General features: G+C 54.6%; 14 protein-coding genes. 8 read left to right on the forward strand and 6 right to left on the reverse strand.

Features of this window, described 5'->3' with window-relative positions:
• Positions 1–20 precede the first annotated feature (20 nt).
• The 3 genes from OCX61_RS18000 to OCX61_RS18010 all read right to left on the reverse strand — a co-directional run bounded on the left by OCX61_RS18000 (position 21) and on the right by OCX61_RS18010 (position 5,342).
• A complete protein-coding gene (locus OCX61_RS18000; RefSeq protein ID WP_261940741.1) occupies positions 21–1,517 on the reverse strand; it encodes a CoA-acylating methylmalonate-semialdehyde dehydrogenase in 1,497 nt (498 codons plus the stop codon).
• A 44-nt stretch (positions 1,518–1,561) separates the two neighbouring features.
• Positions 1,562–2,719: an iron-containing alcohol dehydrogenase gene (locus OCX61_RS18005; RefSeq protein WP_261940742.1), complete on the reverse strand. Its 1,158-nt coding sequence runs from the start codon at positions 2,717–2,719 to the stop codon at positions 1,562–1,564.
• A gap of 124 nt (positions 2,720–2,843) precedes the next feature.
• A complete protein-coding gene (locus OCX61_RS18010; protein ID WP_261940743.1) occupies positions 2,844–5,342 on the reverse strand; it encodes a CoA transferase in 2,499 nt (832 codons plus the stop codon).
• Between the two features lie 537 nt (positions 5,343–5,879).
• Between OCX61_RS18010 and OCX61_RS18015 the strand changes: the two genes are divergently transcribed.
• From OCX61_RS18015 to OCX61_RS18030, 4 genes are all read left to right on the forward strand, one after another.
• Positions 5,880–7,010: an ABC transporter substrate-binding protein gene (locus OCX61_RS18015; RefSeq protein WP_261940744.1), complete on the forward strand. Its 1,131-nt coding sequence runs from the start codon at positions 5,880–5,882 to the stop codon at positions 7,008–7,010.
• Between the two features lie 112 nt (positions 7,011–7,122).
• Positions 7,123–8,205 carry an ABC transporter ATP-binding protein gene (locus OCX61_RS18020; protein WP_261940745.1) on the forward strand — a complete coding sequence of 361 codons (1,083 nt, stop codon included), beginning with the start codon at positions 7,123–7,125 and terminating at the stop codon, positions 8,203–8,205.
• Positions 8,206–8,244: 39 nt separating this feature from the next.
• On the forward strand, positions 8,245–9,507 hold the full coding sequence (locus tag OCX61_RS18025) for an ABC transporter permease (protein ID WP_261940746.1): 1,263 nt from the start codon (positions 8,245–8,247) through the stop codon (positions 9,505–9,507).
• A gap of 5 nt (positions 9,508–9,512) precedes the next feature.
• Positions 9,513–10,361, forward strand: a complete 849-nt coding sequence (locus tag OCX61_RS18030; protein WP_261940747.1) for an ABC transporter permease — start codon at positions 9,513–9,515, stop codon at positions 10,359–10,361.
• Between the two features lie 114 nt (positions 10,362–10,475).
• On the opposite strand, the gene gcvA is transcribed toward OCX61_RS18030, so the two are convergent.
• A complete protein-coding gene (gene gcvA / locus OCX61_RS18035; RefSeq protein WP_261940748.1) occupies positions 10,476–11,402 on the reverse strand; it encodes a transcriptional regulator GcvA in 927 nt (308 codons plus the stop codon).
• Positions 11,403–11,482: 80 nt separating this feature from the next.
• Here gcvA and acuR point away from each other — a divergent pair, with 80 nt between their 5' ends.
• Complete coding sequence (gene acuR / locus OCX61_RS18040) at positions 11,483–12,115, forward strand: acrylate utilization transcriptional regulator AcuR (RefSeq protein ID WP_410011081.1); 633 nt, start codon at positions 11,483–11,485, stop codon at positions 12,113–12,115.
• 46 nt (positions 12,116–12,161) lie between these two features.
• Positions 12,162–13,145 carry an acrylyl-CoA reductase (NADPH) gene (acuI, locus tag OCX61_RS18045; RefSeq protein WP_261940750.1) on the forward strand — a complete coding sequence of 328 codons (984 nt, stop codon included), beginning with the start codon at positions 12,162–12,164 and terminating at the stop codon, positions 13,143–13,145.
• Between the two features lie 92 nt (positions 13,146–13,237).
• On the opposite strand, the gene OCX61_RS18050 is transcribed toward acuI, so the two are convergent.
• Positions 13,238–14,257 carry a LysR family transcriptional regulator gene (locus tag OCX61_RS18050; protein WP_261940751.1) on the reverse strand — a complete coding sequence of 340 codons (1,020 nt, stop codon included), beginning with the start codon at positions 14,255–14,257 and terminating at the stop codon, positions 13,238–13,240.
• Positions 14,258–14,290: 33 nt separating this feature from the next.
• Between OCX61_RS18050 and OCX61_RS18055 the strand changes: the two genes are divergently transcribed.
• Entirely contained in the window at positions 14,291–14,752 is a 462-nt protein-coding gene (locus OCX61_RS18055) for a gamma-butyrobetaine hydroxylase-like domain-containing protein (protein ID WP_261940752.1), read from the forward strand.
• Positions 14,753–14,799: 47 nt separating this feature from the next.
• The gene (locus OCX61_RS18060; RefSeq protein ID WP_261940753.1) at positions 14,800–15,804 is read left to right on the forward strand and encodes a DMT family transporter; all 1,005 of its coding nucleotides are present in this window, start codon (positions 14,800–14,802) and stop codon (positions 15,802–15,804) included.
• Between the two features lie 120 nt (positions 15,805–15,924).
• Here the strand turns inward: OCX61_RS18060 and OCX61_RS27225 are convergent, their stop codons facing one another.
• Positions 15,925–16,176 carry a DUF6538 domain-containing protein gene (locus tag OCX61_RS27225; protein WP_315973259.1) on the reverse strand — a complete coding sequence of 84 codons (252 nt, stop codon included), beginning with the start codon at positions 16,174–16,176 and terminating at the stop codon, positions 15,925–15,927.
• Between the last annotated feature and the right edge of the window lie 13 nt (positions 16,177–16,189).

Raw genomic sequence — 16,189 nt, forward strand, 5'->3', positions numbered from 1 at the left:
TCCCACCTCGGCTCTGTTATTTACTTCATCGTCGGCATGGAGAACTCAACGCCCTCTCGAATGCCTGAGGAAGGCCAGCGCTGGGTAACCGTTTTCCGGCGAGTGTAGAAACGAACACCGTCTGGCCCGTAGGCATGAAGATCGCCGAACAAAGAACGCTTCCAACCGCCGAAGCTGTGGTACGCGACAGGTACTGGCAGAGGAACGTTGATCCCAACCATGCCCACCTTGATGTTGTCGGAGAAGTAGCGTGCTGCTTCGCCGTCACGGGTGAAGATGCAGGTGCCGTTGCCGTACTCGTGCTTATCGATCAGCGCCATGGCTTCCTTCATGCTGTTGACACGCACTACCTGAAGAACAGGGCCGAAAATCTCCTCCTTATAGCTCTGCATCTGCGGAGTGACGTGATCGATCAGAGTGCCACCGACGAAGAAGCCTTCCTCGTAACCAGCAACGTTTGGCTGACGCCCGTCGACAACCACTGTAGCGCCCTGCTCTTCAGCACTGTTGATGTACCCAACGACCTTTTCCTGGTGCTGGCGGGTGATCACTGGGCCGAAGTCATTTTTGCTGTCGGTGTAAGCACCCACCTTCAGGTTCTTCATGGCTTCTTTCATTTTTGCGATCAGCGCATCGGCTGCCGCGTCACCCACAGCAACGGCTACGGACAGCGCCATGCAACGCTCTCCAGAAGAGCCAAACGCAGCGCCCAGGAGTTGGTTCACCGCATTGTCGATATCGGCGTCAGGCATGACGATGGCATGGTTCTTCGCTCCACCCAGTGCCTGGCAGCGTTTGCCGTGAGCAGTGGCGGTGGTGTAGATGTACTCGGCGACCGGCGTCGAGCCGACGAAGCTGACCGCCTGGACACGCTCGTCACGCAGCAGGATATCGACCGCCTCCTTGTCGCCGTTCACCACGTTCAGCACACCGTTGGGCAGGCCTGCTTCCTGCAGCAGCTGGGCAATGAACAGCGTGGAGCTTGGGTCGCGCTCAGAAGGCTTCAGAATGAAGCAGTTGCCCGCCGCAATGGCCACTGGAATCATCCAGAGCGGAACCATCACGGGGAAGTTGAACGGCGTGATGCCTGCCACCACACCCAGCGGCTGGAACTCGCTCCAGGCATCGATGTTCGGGCCTACATTCTTGCTGTGCTCACCTTTGAGAAGCTCGGCGATCCCACAAGCATACTCGACGTTCTCGATACCACGTTGCAGTTCGCCTGCCGCATCATGGGAAATTTTCCCGTGCTCTTCGCCGATCAGTTTGCAGATCGCATCAGCGTTCTGCTCCAGGAGTTCTTTGAAGCGGAACATGACGCGAGCCCGCTTGATCGGCGGAGTATCACGCCAGGCCGGGAAAGCAGCCTCAGCAGCGGCAATGGCGTGCTCCACTGTCTGACTCGATGCCAACGCAACTTGGCGAGCCACCTGGCCAGTAGCGGGGTTGAAGACATCTTGGGTGCGCTTGGATTCGAGAACGACTTCGCCGTTAATCAGATGGCCGACAGTATTCATGTGAAACTCCACTTTTGTTATTCAAATATTGGTTGGGTGTTCGATTACCAAAGGCTGCGGTAAAGCTCGACCATCTCTGCCTCAGTGGGCACACGAGGGTTATTTCCAGGCGAGCCGGAAGCCAGCGCTTGAGCGGCCATGGTTGGCATCAGCGCGAAGAACTTTTCACGGTCGATTCCGAACTGTGCTGGCGTTGGAACATTCAGCTCATCGTTGATTGCCACCAACTCTTCCAAGAGCTTTTCCACTGCTGACTGATCTGTGTCGCTTTCATTAGCGACGCCCATTGCACGTGCGCAATCTGCGTACCGATCACGTGCAGACGGGATGGAAAACGCCGTCACTTCGGGCAGCAGCATTGCGTTCGAGAGCCCATGAGGTACGTGGAATGCGGCGCCAATCGGGCGGCTCATGCCATGTACCAGGGCAACCGATGAGGCCGAGAACGCCAGGCCAGCCAGGGTCGATCCGAGCATGACGGCCTCTCGTGCAACGCGGTCAGAGCCATCGCGATAGACCTTGCGAAGGTTTGGGCCGATCAAGCGCATGGCGGCCAGCGCCTGGGCATCGCTGAAAAGGTTTGCTTTCTTGCTGACGTACGCCTCGATGGCGTGGGTCAGCGCGTCGATACCGGTGTCCGCCGTCACCCGAGCCGGCAACGAGAGGGTCAGCTCATAATCGACCAGCGCGGCAACGGGCATAAAGCCTGCGCCGACGCAGAGCATTTTCTCGTCAGTCGACTCATCGGTAATGATGGTGAACCGGGTCACCTCGGAGCCGGTGCCGGCAGTTGTTGGAATGGCAATGATCGGCAAGCCCATCTCGGTGACGTTGCGCGGGAACTTGTAATCGCGCATGACGCCGCCGAACTTGGCCAGGATGCCAATCGCTTTAGCACTGTCGATTGGGCTTCCCCCACCCAGGGCGATGATGCTGTCATAACCCCCTTCCCGGGCGGTCGACACGCCGGCTTGGATCGAAGCAACTGTGGGCTCCGGCACGGTATCGGAGAACACGTCAACTTCAATGCCATGCTCAGCCAATACGGCGCTGATACGACCTGCGTAACCCAGCTCGACCATCATTCGGTCGGTGATGATGAGCGGTTTTTGGCAGCCGAGGCTGGCCAGAACTTGGTGAATTTGCTGGCTAGCACCGGCACCGGTTTGCAGGACGCGTGGGAGAATGCTGTTGTAAGTCATGGCTATATCTCATTTCCTGGGCATGAACGCGCCCGCGAGCTGCCTTGGGCTCGTGTTCGCTTGATCAGTGAATCGGAGTGCAAGGGGTGACGCTGATAGGTCTCCCCTTGATGACCCTCAGCTATTAGCTCGGCAGGTATTCCTCACTCCAGGACTCGCCGATTGCGCCGGCGTCCAGGAGCGATTGAATCTGCACGTCGGTATAGCCGTAGCGCCCCAGTACCTTGCGAGTCGAAGCGCCAAACTTCTCAGCGGGTGGCAACGCTCGAATTCGCGCTACACGTGGGCGAATGGCGTAGGGATCCAGCTGCGTCACCCGATGGCCACTCGGATGGTCGCTGTAGATGCTGAAGGAGTAGCTTCCATTCTCAGTGCCTGGCAGGCCATCAGCGGATCGGCTGTATTGGCTGCGCAGGTGATCAATGTTGTCCGGCACCGCTGCAGCAATGTTGGCAGCCTGGAAACGCTCTTGAAGAACCGAGCTGCTCATGCGGCCAATAGCGCTGTTCAGATAGGATGCGCGATCACTTGCAGACTCCAACCCGGAGAGCTCAGAAATGGCCGAGAACTTGTGCAGCTCTGACTCGCAGGCATCCAGGTAGATCCAACCATCCGCCGTCTTGTAGAACCGAGAGAGATCGCTGTAGCCAACGACGTTACGCCCGGACGGCTCGTTGAATGGTGCTCGACCTGAATAGTCGTAGCAGAACGGGATCTGTACCAGATTCCCCAGTGATGCGAGCGAGGTGCGGGCCCGGTGAGCTTCGCCGGCGTGATGCTTGCGATACAGGGCTGTTGCAACACCCAGAGCGGCAGCAAACCCGCACATCACATCAATGGTGCCGACGTGAGCATGTTCTTCTGGTGTATCCATCCCTCCACCAAAGCGCAGCATGATCCCGGTGGTGGCCTGGATAAGATCGTCATACCCCAGATAGTCAGTACGAGGGCCGCGACGTGGCCCGCCGAAGCAGTCCAGCTGGCAGAAGATCACACCAGGATTCACTGCCTGGAGGCTCGCCTCATCCAGGCCCAGCGGTGCCAGCTGGCGATCAGGTGCGTTCATGACGATCACGTCGACTTCCCGCACCAGACGATTGAATACGTCTCGGCCTTCGGACTTGTTCAGATCAACCAGAACACTTTCCTTGCCGCGTGCCGACGACATGCCGAAGACCACGGTATTCCAGGGATCATAATTGGGCATGACCGGGTCGAGCTTGATGACGTCAGCACCAAAGCGGCCCAAGAATGATGTCGAGTGCGGCCCTGCGATAACATTGGTCAGATCGAGTATCCTGACACCCTCCAGCCAACCGGCAGGCTTATCGAGTTTGGCAGGGGGCAATGCACGCGCAGGGCTCTCAGACAGCGTTGCCAACGCTTCCTCGAAGCTCACATCACGACGCGAAAGCGGCTTCAGCATTGGCTCGGAACAGCCCTCCAGCCATGCGATTGGGCCAGGCTGCTTCATAAGGCCAAACTCGCGATCATTGACCTCAACGATCAACCCAGCAGTATTGGAGTGCTCATCATGGAGCCACTCTTGGGTAGACCTGTGCGGCGCACCAGGGAAACGTCCCTCACCGAAGATGACTTCCCATTCGGCGGCTGTTTTGGTCAGGAATACTTCTTTCATCCTGGCCGAGATACGCGCTGCCCAATCAGCAGGCAACGGGTAAACGCCCAGTGATGCATTTCCTTCCCACCGGGCAATCGGCAGGTAGGGGTCATCAACTTTCGGCAAGCCGGCAGCAACCATTTCTTCGTAGATGCCCATTGCCTGCAGGCAGCGCTTGGCATGTTCACGGTGCGAGGGGCACACGGCGTAGAACTTACGGCCATCAGCACATTCATAGGTGCGGTAGAACGGATCGAGGAACTCCTGCAGATCCTGGTAGCTCAGGTTCATCGGCAGGTTTTCGGCCCGGCGACGCTCGCTCTCCTTTTCACGCAGAGTTTTATAGCGCAGCGGATAGCCGTCGATCTTGATCGAGTTGTACGAGAGTCCTTCCATGACCGCTGATGCCAACGGGACTTCGATCTGATCGCCAACGCCATTCTTTTCACGTGCCTGCAGTGCAAGCACCACAGAAGACACAGCCAGCATGGTTCCATACGCGGACGCCAAAGGAAGCGGCGAGAAGCTGGGGTTGATGCCCATCAAAACACGGTTCTGACCCATGTCGGTGAACACACCGGAGGCCGAAGCGATAACGGCTTCGGTAGCCCGCCATTGCGCACGCAGCTCGTCATCACTGGCAAACCCTGGGATCGACAAGGTGATCAGCTCAGGACGTGCACGCCGAAGCTCTCCTAAATCGAGGCCCAGCCTGGACATGACGCCAGGGCGGAAGTTCTCGATGACGATATCGGCACGAGTGGTGAGCTGGCGAGCTTGCTGCAGCCCTTCAGGCGTTTTCAGATCCAGGCGCATGCACAGCTTGTTGCGGTTCAGCGTGGCATTCGCTGGGCTATCCCAGAGAGGCCCACCCAGCGGGTCGATGTGAACAACCGTCGCACCCAGATCAGCGAGAATCATCGCGACTGCAGGGCCTGCGATGTACTGTCCGAAATCGATGACATTGACGCCTTGCAAAGGCAATTGCTTGGAATGTCCCATGACGAAAATCCTACGTTGCCTGGGGCCAGCATTGTTAGCCGGCGCGGTTATTGTTGTTGTTGAGACTTCGCACTAACCGGTCTCTTGGACGACTGCACCATCCGAGGGCCTTGCGATCTGGCTGCTACTTTCAGAAATTTGAGGCTTTCGTAAAAGCAATAAAAAATAGCCCTGAGGGGTCATTTTTTTTATTGCTTAAATTGCCTTCTTATCACTGCATACCCTCGCCCGAACCTTCGCAGAAAGGCCCCTGAGTGATTTCGTCCAGCGCACAGACAAGCGGCTAAAAACGCACAAGAGCATTAGCGACAGGTACCTTGATGGTGTTGGCACATTCGCGATCAGCCTCCGGAACACCGGATACTGCGCTGTCCCACCTAAAATGCTTTCTGCTCTCAAGGCCTTGTCAAGGCGAACACTTCACCCTCCCCACAGACAATTTTTGTGTAGAAGCCATAAAAAAAATCGCCTCAATGGGCTCTATTTTATTGCTTTAACCTTCGATTTTTTTTGCCGAGAGTAGGCCCTGATCGTCCCATGGCCGCTTACGCTCTCGCTGTGCAACGACCTCTCGACGATTACCCACAAAAACAAAAATTAGGGGTATCAGGCATGAAAAGCGCAACACTGCTTCTGCTCTCAAGCATCGTTTCCTGCAGCGCGTTCGCCCAAGAATCTCTTACCGTTGTGTCATATGGCGGTAACTTGACCAACGCCCAAATCCAATCCGCGCACAAGCCGTTCACCGCCGCCACTGGTACTCAGGTGATTTCTGAGGATTACTCTGGTGGTATCGCCCAAATCAAGACCCAAGTTGACAGTAAGAAGGTCACCTGGGATGTGGTCGACGCTGAAATACCGAACGTAATTCGGGCCTGCAACAATGGTTTACTTGAACGTATCGACCCCGCAACCCTAGCTCCTGCGCCGGACGGGACACCCGCAGTGCAGGATTTTCTGCCGGGTGCCCTGACGGAGTGCGGTGTGGCCAGCTACATCTGGTCGACGGTCGTGGCCTACAACACCAAAGCATTCAAGGGCGATCAGCCCCGTACGCTGCAAGACTTATTCGACACTAAGCGCTTCCCTGGCAAGCGGGCGCTGCGCAAGGCACCTCAAGTCAATCTTGAATGGGCATTAATGGCTGATGGTGTACCCCGCGAGGAAGTGTATGACCTGCTGGGGACTGAAGAAGGTTTGGAGCGCGCCTTTGCAAAACTCGACACCATCAAGAAAGACACCATTTGGTGGGAAGCCGGGGCACAGGCCCCACAGCTGCTGGCCGACGGTGAGGTCAGCATGATCTCAGCGTACAGCGGGCGAATCGTGATCGCCCAACAGAAAGAACAACAACCCTTCAAGATCCTCTGGGATGGCCAGATGTACGACATGGAGGCCTGGGTAGTTCCTGCCGGCAACCCAAAGAAAGAACAGGCCCTGGCTTTCCTGAAGTTCGCCACTCAAAGCACAGTTCTTGCCGACCAGAGCAATTACATCGCCTATGGGCCAACCCGGCGTTCAGCACAGGCATTGGTCGATCCAAAAGTCAGGCCAGACCTGCCCACCAGCCCGGAAAATTTTGCTACCGCGTTGCAAGTTGACTCTCAGTGGTGGAGTGATCATTCCGATGAGTTGAATGAGCGCTTCAACGCCTGGCTCTCCAGGTAAAGCACACTCGCAGTTCCGACGCTGCCAGCAACACACCTGATGTATTCCTTGATGGGCGCGGGCGACTTTTCGTGGCCGGCCCTGCTACGCCCCATAACAAGAGAAATCCCCCATGCGTACTGAATCTTTTGTAAGTTTTCGAAATGTGCAGAAGAGTTATGACGGCGAACATCTCGTCGTCAAGAACTTCAACCTCGAAATCGAACAGGGAGAGTTCGTCACCATGCTTGGCCCTTCGGGCTCAGGCAAAACCACCTGCCTGATGATGCTGGCAGGGTTCGAGACGGTGACTCATGGGCAGATCTGCATTGACGGACAGCCGGTCAACGATATCTCCCCGCAAAAACGCGGCATAGGCATGGTATTCCAGAACTACGCCCTGTTTCCCCACATGACCATTGAAGAAAACCTGGCCTTCCCGCTAAGGGTACGCAAGATGTCCCGGCAGGACATTGAAACCCGCGTGAGGAAATCGCTGGATCTGGTGGCCCTGGGGCCTTTTGCCAAGCGAATGCCTGCTCAGTTATCGGGTGGTCAAAAACAGCGATTGGCGCTGGCCCGTGCATTGATTTTCGAGCCGCGCCTGGTGCTTATGGACGAACCATTGGGCGCGCTGGACAAACAACTGCGTGAACAAATGCAGTACGAGATCAAACGCCTGTCGAAGCAGCTCGGTATCACAGTGGTGTACGTCACCCACGATCAAGCCGAGGCGCTGACAATGTCGGATCGCATCGCCGTGTTCAACGACGGAATTGTCCAACAACTGGCCAACCCTTCAGATCTTTACGAGAAACCCCAGACAGCTTTTGTCGCGAGCTTTATCGGTGAAAACAATCGCCTGAAGGGACAGATTGTCGAGCGTCAACAAGACTACTGCCAGGTTCTGGTTGGTAAGCACATGATCAAGGCACTTGCCGTCAACATCGCATCGAACAGCTCAGACACCACATTATCGATACGCCCTGAGCGTGTGCAAATTGGCGCACGTGTAGGTGAGTACGACAACCATATGCCCGCGCGTATCGAGGAGATCATTTACCACGGTGATCATTTACGAGCGCGGCTAAAGTTGGCAGACAACGATGAGTTCATCGTCAAGGTCGTCAATACAACGGGGCACGCTGCCCCTCAAGCCGGTACTTGCATTGATGTAGGTTGGTCGGCTGATGACTGTCGAGCGCTGGATGCTTGAAGCCTTTAAACGACTTTACAGCTGTTCCGGAGTACGCCGATGAACTCATATACCGAAAGCACACTGCTCGACAGTGCCCTGCCTCAAGAAAACCTCAAGGAAAAACTTGACCGAGCGGAACGCCTGAACAAGACCAAGTCATTGTTATTGGTCATGCCGTTACTGGCATTCATCACGGTATTTTTCATAATGCCGATTGGCGCCATGCTGCTGCGGAGTGTGCAAACCCCAGCCCTTTCTACGGGAATGCCACTGACGGCTGCCGCTTTGCTCAACTGGGAGGGGATAGAACTGCCAGACGAGCAAGTTTTCGCGGTAGTTGGACACGAACTTCTCACCCTACAGGAGCATCGACAGTTGGACAGTGTCGGCTCTGACCTCAATCGAGTCATGAGCGATGCAAAGAGCCTGGTCGCTCGTACAGCGCGAGGTTTGGCTAGTGAAACAGTCGCGCCGGGATCGTTCAAAGCCAGGATGATCAGTAGCGATAAACGATGGGGGCAGGTTGGCATCTGGATGCAGCTGAAGAGACTGGCACCCGCCTATTCCGTCTCAAACTACGTTGCGGCGCTTGACTTGCGCTACGACGATCAAGGCAACGTAGTTAAGCAACCTGAAAGCCGGCGTATTTACGTCAGCATTCTGGTCAAGACGTTGCTGGTTGCATTGGGTATAACGGGGCTGTGCATGCTGTTGGGGTATCCGCTGGCATACATGCTGGCAACTCTTCCTGCGAAAACCAGCAACCTGTTGATGGTCATGGTGCTCTTGCCGTTCTGGACATCACTGTTGGTACGTACCAGCGCCTGGATGGTAATCCTGCAGTCAAACGGCGTGCTCAACAGCACATTGACCAGCATGGGGCTGATTAACCAGCCGCTTGAGCTCATGTACAACATGTTCGGAACAGTGATTGCCATGACCCACATCCTGTTGCCATTCATGGTGTTGCCGATGTACAGCGTCATGAAGAGTATTGACGCTACCTACGTGCGTGCAGCGCACTCCATGGGGGCCAGCTCGTTCCGCACCTTCGCGCAGATCTATTTTCCCCTGTCCTTACCCGGCTTGAGTGCGGGAGGCATTTTGGTCTTCATTCTGGCCACTGGTTACTACATCACTCCGGCACTGGTGGGAGGTCGCACCGGCCAGGTCATCAGCAACTTTATTGCCTATCACATGCAAACCTCCCTTAACTGGGGGCTGGCTGCAGCCATCGCCTCCATCCTGCTGCTGATTGTCCTGGTGCTGTACTGGATATACGACCGAGTCGTTGGCATCAACAACATGAAACTGGGGTAATCGAGATGAGTCTTCCGAGCTATACAAGCCCACTGGGCAGAGTCTGGTTCTTCAGTGTTCGTGGGTTTGGTGTTTTGGTACTGCTTTTTTTAATCCTGCCAATATTGGTCGTTATGCCGCTGTCGTTCAATGTGGAACCCTACTTCAGCTTTACCAGCGGAATGCTCAGCCTTGACCCTGCGGCCTTTTCAATGCGTTGGTATCACATGCTTCTTGAAGACCCAATGTGGCTATTGTCATTCAAGAACAGCATGGTGATTGCATGCTGTGCCACTGTCATCGCAACAGCGCTGGGAACCTTAGCAGCTCTAGGTCTATGCCGCGCCAATCTACCGTGCAAGGGACTGTTAATGGGTACGCTGATATCACCGATGATTGTCCCAGTGATAATCTCCTCGGCAGGCATGTACTTTTTTTACAGCACAATGGGCATAGGGCAAAACCATATAGGAATCATTCTGGGTCACGCTGTACTAGGCACCCCATTTGTCATTATTACCGTGACAGCGACGCTGGTAGGTTTCGATCATTCATTGACTCGGGCAGCATCGAGTCTGGGGGCTTCTTCAACGTATACGTTTTTCCGTGTAACCTTCCCTATCATTCGCCCAGGGATCATGTCCGGCGCACTCTTCGCGATGGTGACCTCATTTGACGAAGCTGTCTTGGTGCAATTCCTTGGAGGTGTCGAACAACGCACCATACCGCGACAAATGTGGTCAGGCATGCGTGAACAGATAAGCCCGACAATCCTCGCTGCAGCTACCCTACTGATACTCGGCTCAGTGGCGTTGTTGGTTGCGGTTGAGCTTATGCGTCGTCGGTCTCTTCGTTTACGTGGCATCAAAGAGTAACCACTCTTAAGCTCAATGGTATACGAGAAAAACAAGTGCCGTAATTTGAGGCTTTCATAGAGGCAATTAAAATGGCCCTGATGGGCCATTTTTAATGCTTGAGTTGCTTTCTAATCATCCCTCGCTCTCGTCCGCACCTTCGCTGGACAAAAGCCTGAATGACTTCGCCTCATCACATAGCCACTGTGCGAATGCAGCGGCAATCGGGTTAACCATGCTGTGCGCCGAGTAAGTCAGGTAGAACGCCTCTTTGGTTGGAACGCAGCCCCCGAAGGGGGCTACAAGCCGACCCTCATCCAACAAATGCTTGACCAGTGAAGATCTGGCCAAGGCAACACCCTGGCCCAACTCGGCAATCGCCAAGGCCGAAATCAGGGTGTCAAATTGCAACCCCTGAGAGGAATCGACGGTTTCAGCGTTATTTTTCTGAAGCCAATATCCCCATCCCTCCTCGTATCCCAGGACGTGAAGTAACTGGTGCTTCGCAAGGTCTTGAGGGCAGCTCAGCGGACGCTCATCAGTGATGAGTGCAGGAGAGCAAACCGGTACCAACGTATCCCACGTCAAGCGCTCAGACTTCATGCCTGGCCATCGCCCTTGCCCATACCTGATCTCCAGGTCGGCATCGAACTCTGAGTCGTCCACCCAAATATTGCTAGCGACGCGCAGATTGACGTCAGGATGTAGGGCCTGAAAGCGAGGCAACCGAGGCGCAATCCAGTGTGTGAAAAAGACCAGACTACTGCGGATGATCAATACGCTGCGGTGACCTTGCCCAAAAATTTCATCCGTGGAAGCTGCCAGGCGCTCGACGGACTCCCTCACCACAGGGAAGTATGACTTCCCTGCCTCGGTGAGCTCCAGGCCTCGTGCCAGGCGCTTGAAAAGAGCAACCCCCAACTGGGACTCCAGGCCCTTTACCTGTTGACTGATTGCCGCCTGCGTGAGGTTGAGCTCTTCCGCTGCGTGCGTGAAATTCAGCAGCCGCGCAGAAACCTCGAAAGCCCGTAGCCAGTTCAAGGGAGGTAAACGCTTCTTCATAACGTATCCAGCGCTAGGTTCGTGGGGGATCAAATCTCTCAGTGGTTGACATTAAAGACGATTGGTCTAAATTACAACGCATGAATAGCTCTAAACCTGTCTCTCGAAGAGGCCGCCCCCCAAAAGTCCCGCGTGAGCATGGTGAAACGCTGGAGCTGCTCCTGCGCTGCGGCATGGAAATCCTCACTGAACAAGGCTTTGCTGCCACCGGCATCGACACCGTTCTCAAGCGTGTCCAGGTACCCAAAGGCTCGTTCTATCACTATTTTGAAAGCAAAGAAGCTTTCGGCCAAGCCGTGTTGGAGCGCTATGCAGACTACTTTGCTCGAAAGCTGGATCGCTGCTTCAGCGACCTAAGCGTGCCCCCTCTGCGAAGGCTGTCCAACTTCGTTGAAGAGGCAAAACTCGGGATGACCAGGTACCAGTTCCGAAGGGGCTGCCTTGTGGGCAATCTTGGGCAAGAAGTACTGGTGCTGCCAGACAGCTTCCGTGAACAACTGGAACTGACCCTGAAGGACTGGGAGCAGCGCTTATCTATCTGCCTGGAGGAGGCGGTCGAACTGGGAGAGCTATCTTCCAAGCATGACTGCCGAGCCCTTGCCGCCTTCTTCTGGGTTGGCTGGGAGGGCGCCATCCTTCGAGCGCGTCTTGTGCAACATGTCCGTCCCCTCGACATTTTTTTTCAAGGTTTTCTGGCGGGAATCACCAAATGATTCCTTGCGACAATTTAAAGACAATCGGTCTAAATGAGGATTGGTAATGTTCAAAGGCATTCTGATTGAGAAGCAGGAAAACAAGTATTCGGCCCGACTCACTGAGCTGAACGATGACCAGCTGCCAAGCGGAAAGGTGACGGTGAAGGTCGCCTACAGCACCTTGAACTACAAGGATGCTCTGGCAATCACCGGCCGAGGGCCGGTTGTTCGCAGCTACCCTATGGTGCCGGGCATTGACCTCGCAGGCACCGTCGAGTCAAGTGATGATCCGCGCTATAAGCCAGGTGACCGCGTACTCTTGAACGGCTGGGGCGTGGGCGAAAGCCATTGGGGTGGACTTGCACAAAAGGCGAGGCTGAGCGGGGACTGGCTTATCCCTCACCCCGAGCGCTTGACCGAACGCCAATCCATGGCCGTCGGCACTGCCGGATACACCGCCATGCTGTGCATGATGGCGCTGGAACGCCATGGACTGAAGCCGGCCAATGGCCCCGTGCTGGTGACAGGCGCCACAGGTGGTGTCGGTAGCTTCGCAATCAGCCTTCTGGCAGGTGCTGGGTACACCGTCACTGCCGCTACCGGAAAATCCAGCGAAGAAGCGTATCTGAAGAGCCTGGGGGCGACGACGATCATTGATCGTGCCGAGCTTTCTGCCCCTGGGCGCCCTCTGGCAAAAGAGAAATGGGCTGCAGTAATCGACTCAGTCGGTAGCCACACCTTGGCCAATGCCTGCGCAAGCACGATGCCTGAAGGCTTGGTGGCCGCATGTGGATTGGCTCAGGGAATGGATTTCCCTGCAACCGTTGCTCCCTTCATTCTGCGAGGGGTAAGCCTGCTTGGCATCAACAGTGTTACTCAACCATTTGAGCGACGAGTCGAAGCTTGGAAACGACTGGCTAATCAACTCAACCTCGATGCCTTATCTCTGATGACTCAGGAGATTAGCCTTGAGTCTGCTCTTCCAGCCGCCGTCGATTTGATGGACGGGAAGATCCGTGGCCGATTGATTGTCGACGTAAACCGCTAGGTCGGTTCCCTCACACTCGCCAAGCTCCCCTGCTTCTGTTTGACTGCGGGCAGCTTGGCGAAATCGCCGCCCTATCACAGTCTGCATCAGAACTACCCAGAGGCTTCGACGGACGCCCACCAAGGGCTCCCTTGCGCCTTCGCAACCAACGTTTTAGAAATGTAATCCAGCAAAATCTTCAACCTAGCTGGTAGAGTTTCTTTGTAATTTACAACGGCATAGATACTCGGCACTAAGCTGTCTGGAGCTGGGGAGAAAAGTGAAATTAGACGCCCATCCGCAATGTCTTGCGCAACCAGGTAGTCCGGAAGCAAAGCTATTCCATGACCCGCCAGGCAAGCAGTATGAATAGCCTCGACACTATTACACGTGAATCGACTTGAAGCTTGACCCCGTAGTGAGGGCTCAGTCATTTCAGACAGATCATTCATTTCTGTATCAAAATTTAATTTCAGCCTGATATGTTTAACCAGATCAGAGCGCACCTCTGGCTTACCATACACATCAAGATAAACAGGTGACGCACATAAAGTGCGCGGACTCTCTCCAAGCTTAACGCAGGAGTGTTCCACCACGGGCATCCGTCCAATTCGAATAGCCACATCAATCCGGTCTTGCTTTAAGTCGACAAACTCATCAGTGAGCACCAAATCGATTTTAATCTCTGGATAGCGATCCAAAAAACCAACCAAGGCCGGAGTTACGAAATGGCGCCCAAACACATTGGATGCTGAAACCCTTATACTCCCTCGAGGCGCCTCAGCGTCAGATGACACTACTCGCTCCAAGGCTTGAATTTTGTCGAGTATTACTCGAGCCTCACGGACGTAGACCATACCCATTTCAGTGAGCTGCATAAATCTTGTAGTTCTGGTTAGCAACTGAGCGCCTAACCTGTCTTCAAGCCGCTGAATTCGCTTGCTGATGGCGGAGTGAGTAAGGTTAAGCGCCCGCGCAGCCGGTGAGAATCCCCCAGCGTCCACTACCGCAACCAGTATGGCCATATCACTGTGCTTATCCATGCCGCCTCCTGTTCCATTCTGGAACAACTGATTGTAAAAATATAGGAATTCCATTTGTGATTCAACCATAGGAACATCGCCAACACTCATGACCGTCCGTTAGGCCACATGGAAGCGACCGATATGAACGCCACGCCCAATATTGACAGCAGCAAATTGATCAATTCAGCGGCTCAAAGTGAAAAACGGAATGTCATGTCTGACCTGCGGCACCATGACAACCAAAACGGCTTGATTGCAGCGGTGATGGACGACATTCAGGTTACAGTAACTTGGAGTCATGGAGGTTTCAGCCGTTTCCACCATGGATGGCTGAGGGAAAATTGCCCAAGCACCGAATCTCGACACCCTTCTTCTATGGAACGTTTGATTCAGCCTTCTGAGATATCGCCCAACATCAAACCTGAGCAAGGCGAATTGAGCGAAGACGGTTTCCTGGTGGTGACCTGGCCGTTATCCGAGGGCAGAAAAGAACGGCATAGAAGTTCTACAAGGTTGCTACCTGGAGACATCCGAACTCAAGAGCCGACTAGCAGTTCTTTCTCTAAACTATCGATGACTAAATCGTCGCTTTCGACATTGTAGGGAGCTAAAGCTCCCTACCTTCAGCACCTTTGCCAATGGGCAGCCTTATGAAAATCATTACTTCTCCAATAGGGATCGCTGCCGCGCTTTTTGCAGCATTCACTTGGTCATTGAATTTCCTGGCGCCGATGGTCGTCGGTAGTTATACAATCTACGACCTAGCCGCTTGCAGATTCATATTCTCATCACTACTAGGGCTTGGGATAATCTTTATTAACCACCCTGCCTGTAAAGGTCTCACACTTAATGACTGGCTAACGACTTTCTGGCTGGGTTTCATCGGTTATGTAGGATACTTTCTCGCAATAGTTGTGGCAGCCAAGTACGCAGGCCCAGTAATTGCACCTGCTTTCTTAGGCCTTGTACCCGTAGTTCTAGCTATTGCAGGGAAATTTCGTGGAGGGGTTCCATGGGGGCACCTTCGAGCACCACTGGCGATGGCGTTGATCGGCCTTATACTTGTGAATTTCCGAGAGCTCTTAAGTGCCCGTGAATCGTTATCTCTGTCGTTAGCATTGGGGATTATCGCCGCCATTGCAGCAGTCGCCCTTTGGACTTGGTTTGGCCTGGCTAACCAAAGAGCGCTGGCTAAGCGCCCCAGCATAAATTCTTGGGTGTGGACGGGAATGATGATGATAGGCGGAGGCATCCAAACAGTGATTGCCCTGCCTATTCTCGTAAATTCAGGGCTATTCAAGGCCGAAGCTGTTGGCCTGGCTCTTAACACGTACTCCGTGCACCACCTGTATCTGCCAGCTTTGCTGCTTGCGATAGTGGCATCTATGGGTGGGGTATGGGCTTGGACGATTGCTTCAAAGCGCTTGCCAATCAGCCTCGCTAGTCAGCTACTGTCAATGGAGATGGTTTTTGCGACGGGGCTAGGGTTGATGGTGTCTGCGCGCTGGCCAACTGCTTATGAAACAGTTGGAATTATGCTCATAGTGCTCGGCGTTGTAAAAGTCATCTCCGTGTTTAACCGGGCCTCCACTATCCAAGGAGAACCAGAAAAGCCAGGCATGAACTCCATGTCTCCCGAGAGGAGTTCTCTGTAGCCAAGCAGGTGGGCACAGAACAAGGGCTCTCTAAACAAGCGAAGCGCGCATGTCAGGATGGTTGTCGTGGGTATGCGGTGCGTTGGTAGGTGGGCAATCACAGGTCGCACTCAAGCATAACTACGTTGATCGTTGGATGTCAGAGGCCGTGAGAACAGTGGGCCCTTCACCTCGTGAACGAGCCATAGCGAAGGCCTCCTCAGAGGAGACCCATTCGGAGGCAAAGAGTAGCTTGGCCTGGCTCAGATCCTTGGTTTTGAGGCTCTTCTTGTAGAGCTCGCCAAAGGCCTGAACGAGGTCCTTAGAAACCCGCCGTCTGATGTAGTAGATGCCCGTTCGAGGGTCTTTCCATGGAGTAGCCATGCGAGCCATTGTGTACCCACCT

This window comes from Pseudomonas sp. LRP2-20 (assembly GCF_024349685.1).
Taxonomy (GTDB): domain Bacteria; phylum Pseudomonadota; class Gammaproteobacteria; order Pseudomonadales; family Pseudomonadaceae; genus Aquipseudomonas.

Coding starts and splice junctions, on each gene's coding strand:
- OCX61_RS18000 (WP_261940741.1), bottom strand. CDS start 1,517: ATGAATACTGTCGGCCATCTGATTAACGGCGAAGTCGTTCTCGAATCC.
- OCX61_RS18005 (WP_261940742.1), bottom strand. CDS start 2,719: ATGACTTACAACAGCATTCTCCCACGCGTCCTGCAAACCGGTGCCGGT.
- OCX61_RS18010 (WP_261940743.1), bottom strand. CDS start 5,342: ATGGGACATTCCAAGCAATTGCCTTTGCAAGGCGTCAATGTCATCGAT.
- OCX61_RS18015 (WP_261940744.1), top strand. CDS start 5,880: ATGGCCGCTTACGCTCTCGCTGTGCAACGACCTCTCGACGATTACCCA.
- OCX61_RS18020 (WP_261940745.1), top strand. CDS start 7,123: ATGCGTACTGAATCTTTTGTAAGTTTTCGAAATGTGCAGAAGAGTTAT.
- OCX61_RS18025 (WP_261940746.1), top strand. CDS start 8,245: ATGAACTCATATACCGAAAGCACACTGCTCGACAGTGCCCTGCCTCAA.
- OCX61_RS18030 (WP_261940747.1), top strand. CDS start 9,513: ATGAGTCTTCCGAGCTATACAAGCCCACTGGGCAGAGTCTGGTTCTTC.
- gcvA (WP_261940748.1), bottom strand. CDS start 11,402: ATGAAGAAGCGTTTACCTCCCTTGAACTGGCTACGGGCTTTCGAGGTT.
- acuR (WP_410011081.1), top strand. CDS start 11,483: ATGAATAGCTCTAAACCTGTCTCTCGAAGAGGCCGCCCCCCAAAAGTC.
- acuI (WP_261940750.1), top strand. CDS start 12,162: ATGTTCAAAGGCATTCTGATTGAGAAGCAGGAAAACAAGTATTCGGCC.
- OCX61_RS18050 (WP_261940751.1), bottom strand. CDS start 14,257: ATGAGTGTTGGCGATGTTCCTATGGTTGAATCACAAATGGAATTCCTA.
- OCX61_RS18055 (WP_261940752.1), top strand. CDS start 14,291: ATGAACGCCACGCCCAATATTGACAGCAGCAAATTGATCAATTCAGCG.
- OCX61_RS18060 (WP_261940753.1), top strand. CDS start 14,800: ATGAAAATCATTACTTCTCCAATAGGGATCGCTGCCGCGCTTTTTGCA.
- OCX61_RS27225 (WP_315973259.1), bottom strand. CDS start 16,176: ATGGCTCGCATGGCTACTCCATGGAAAGACCCTCGAACGGGCATCTAC.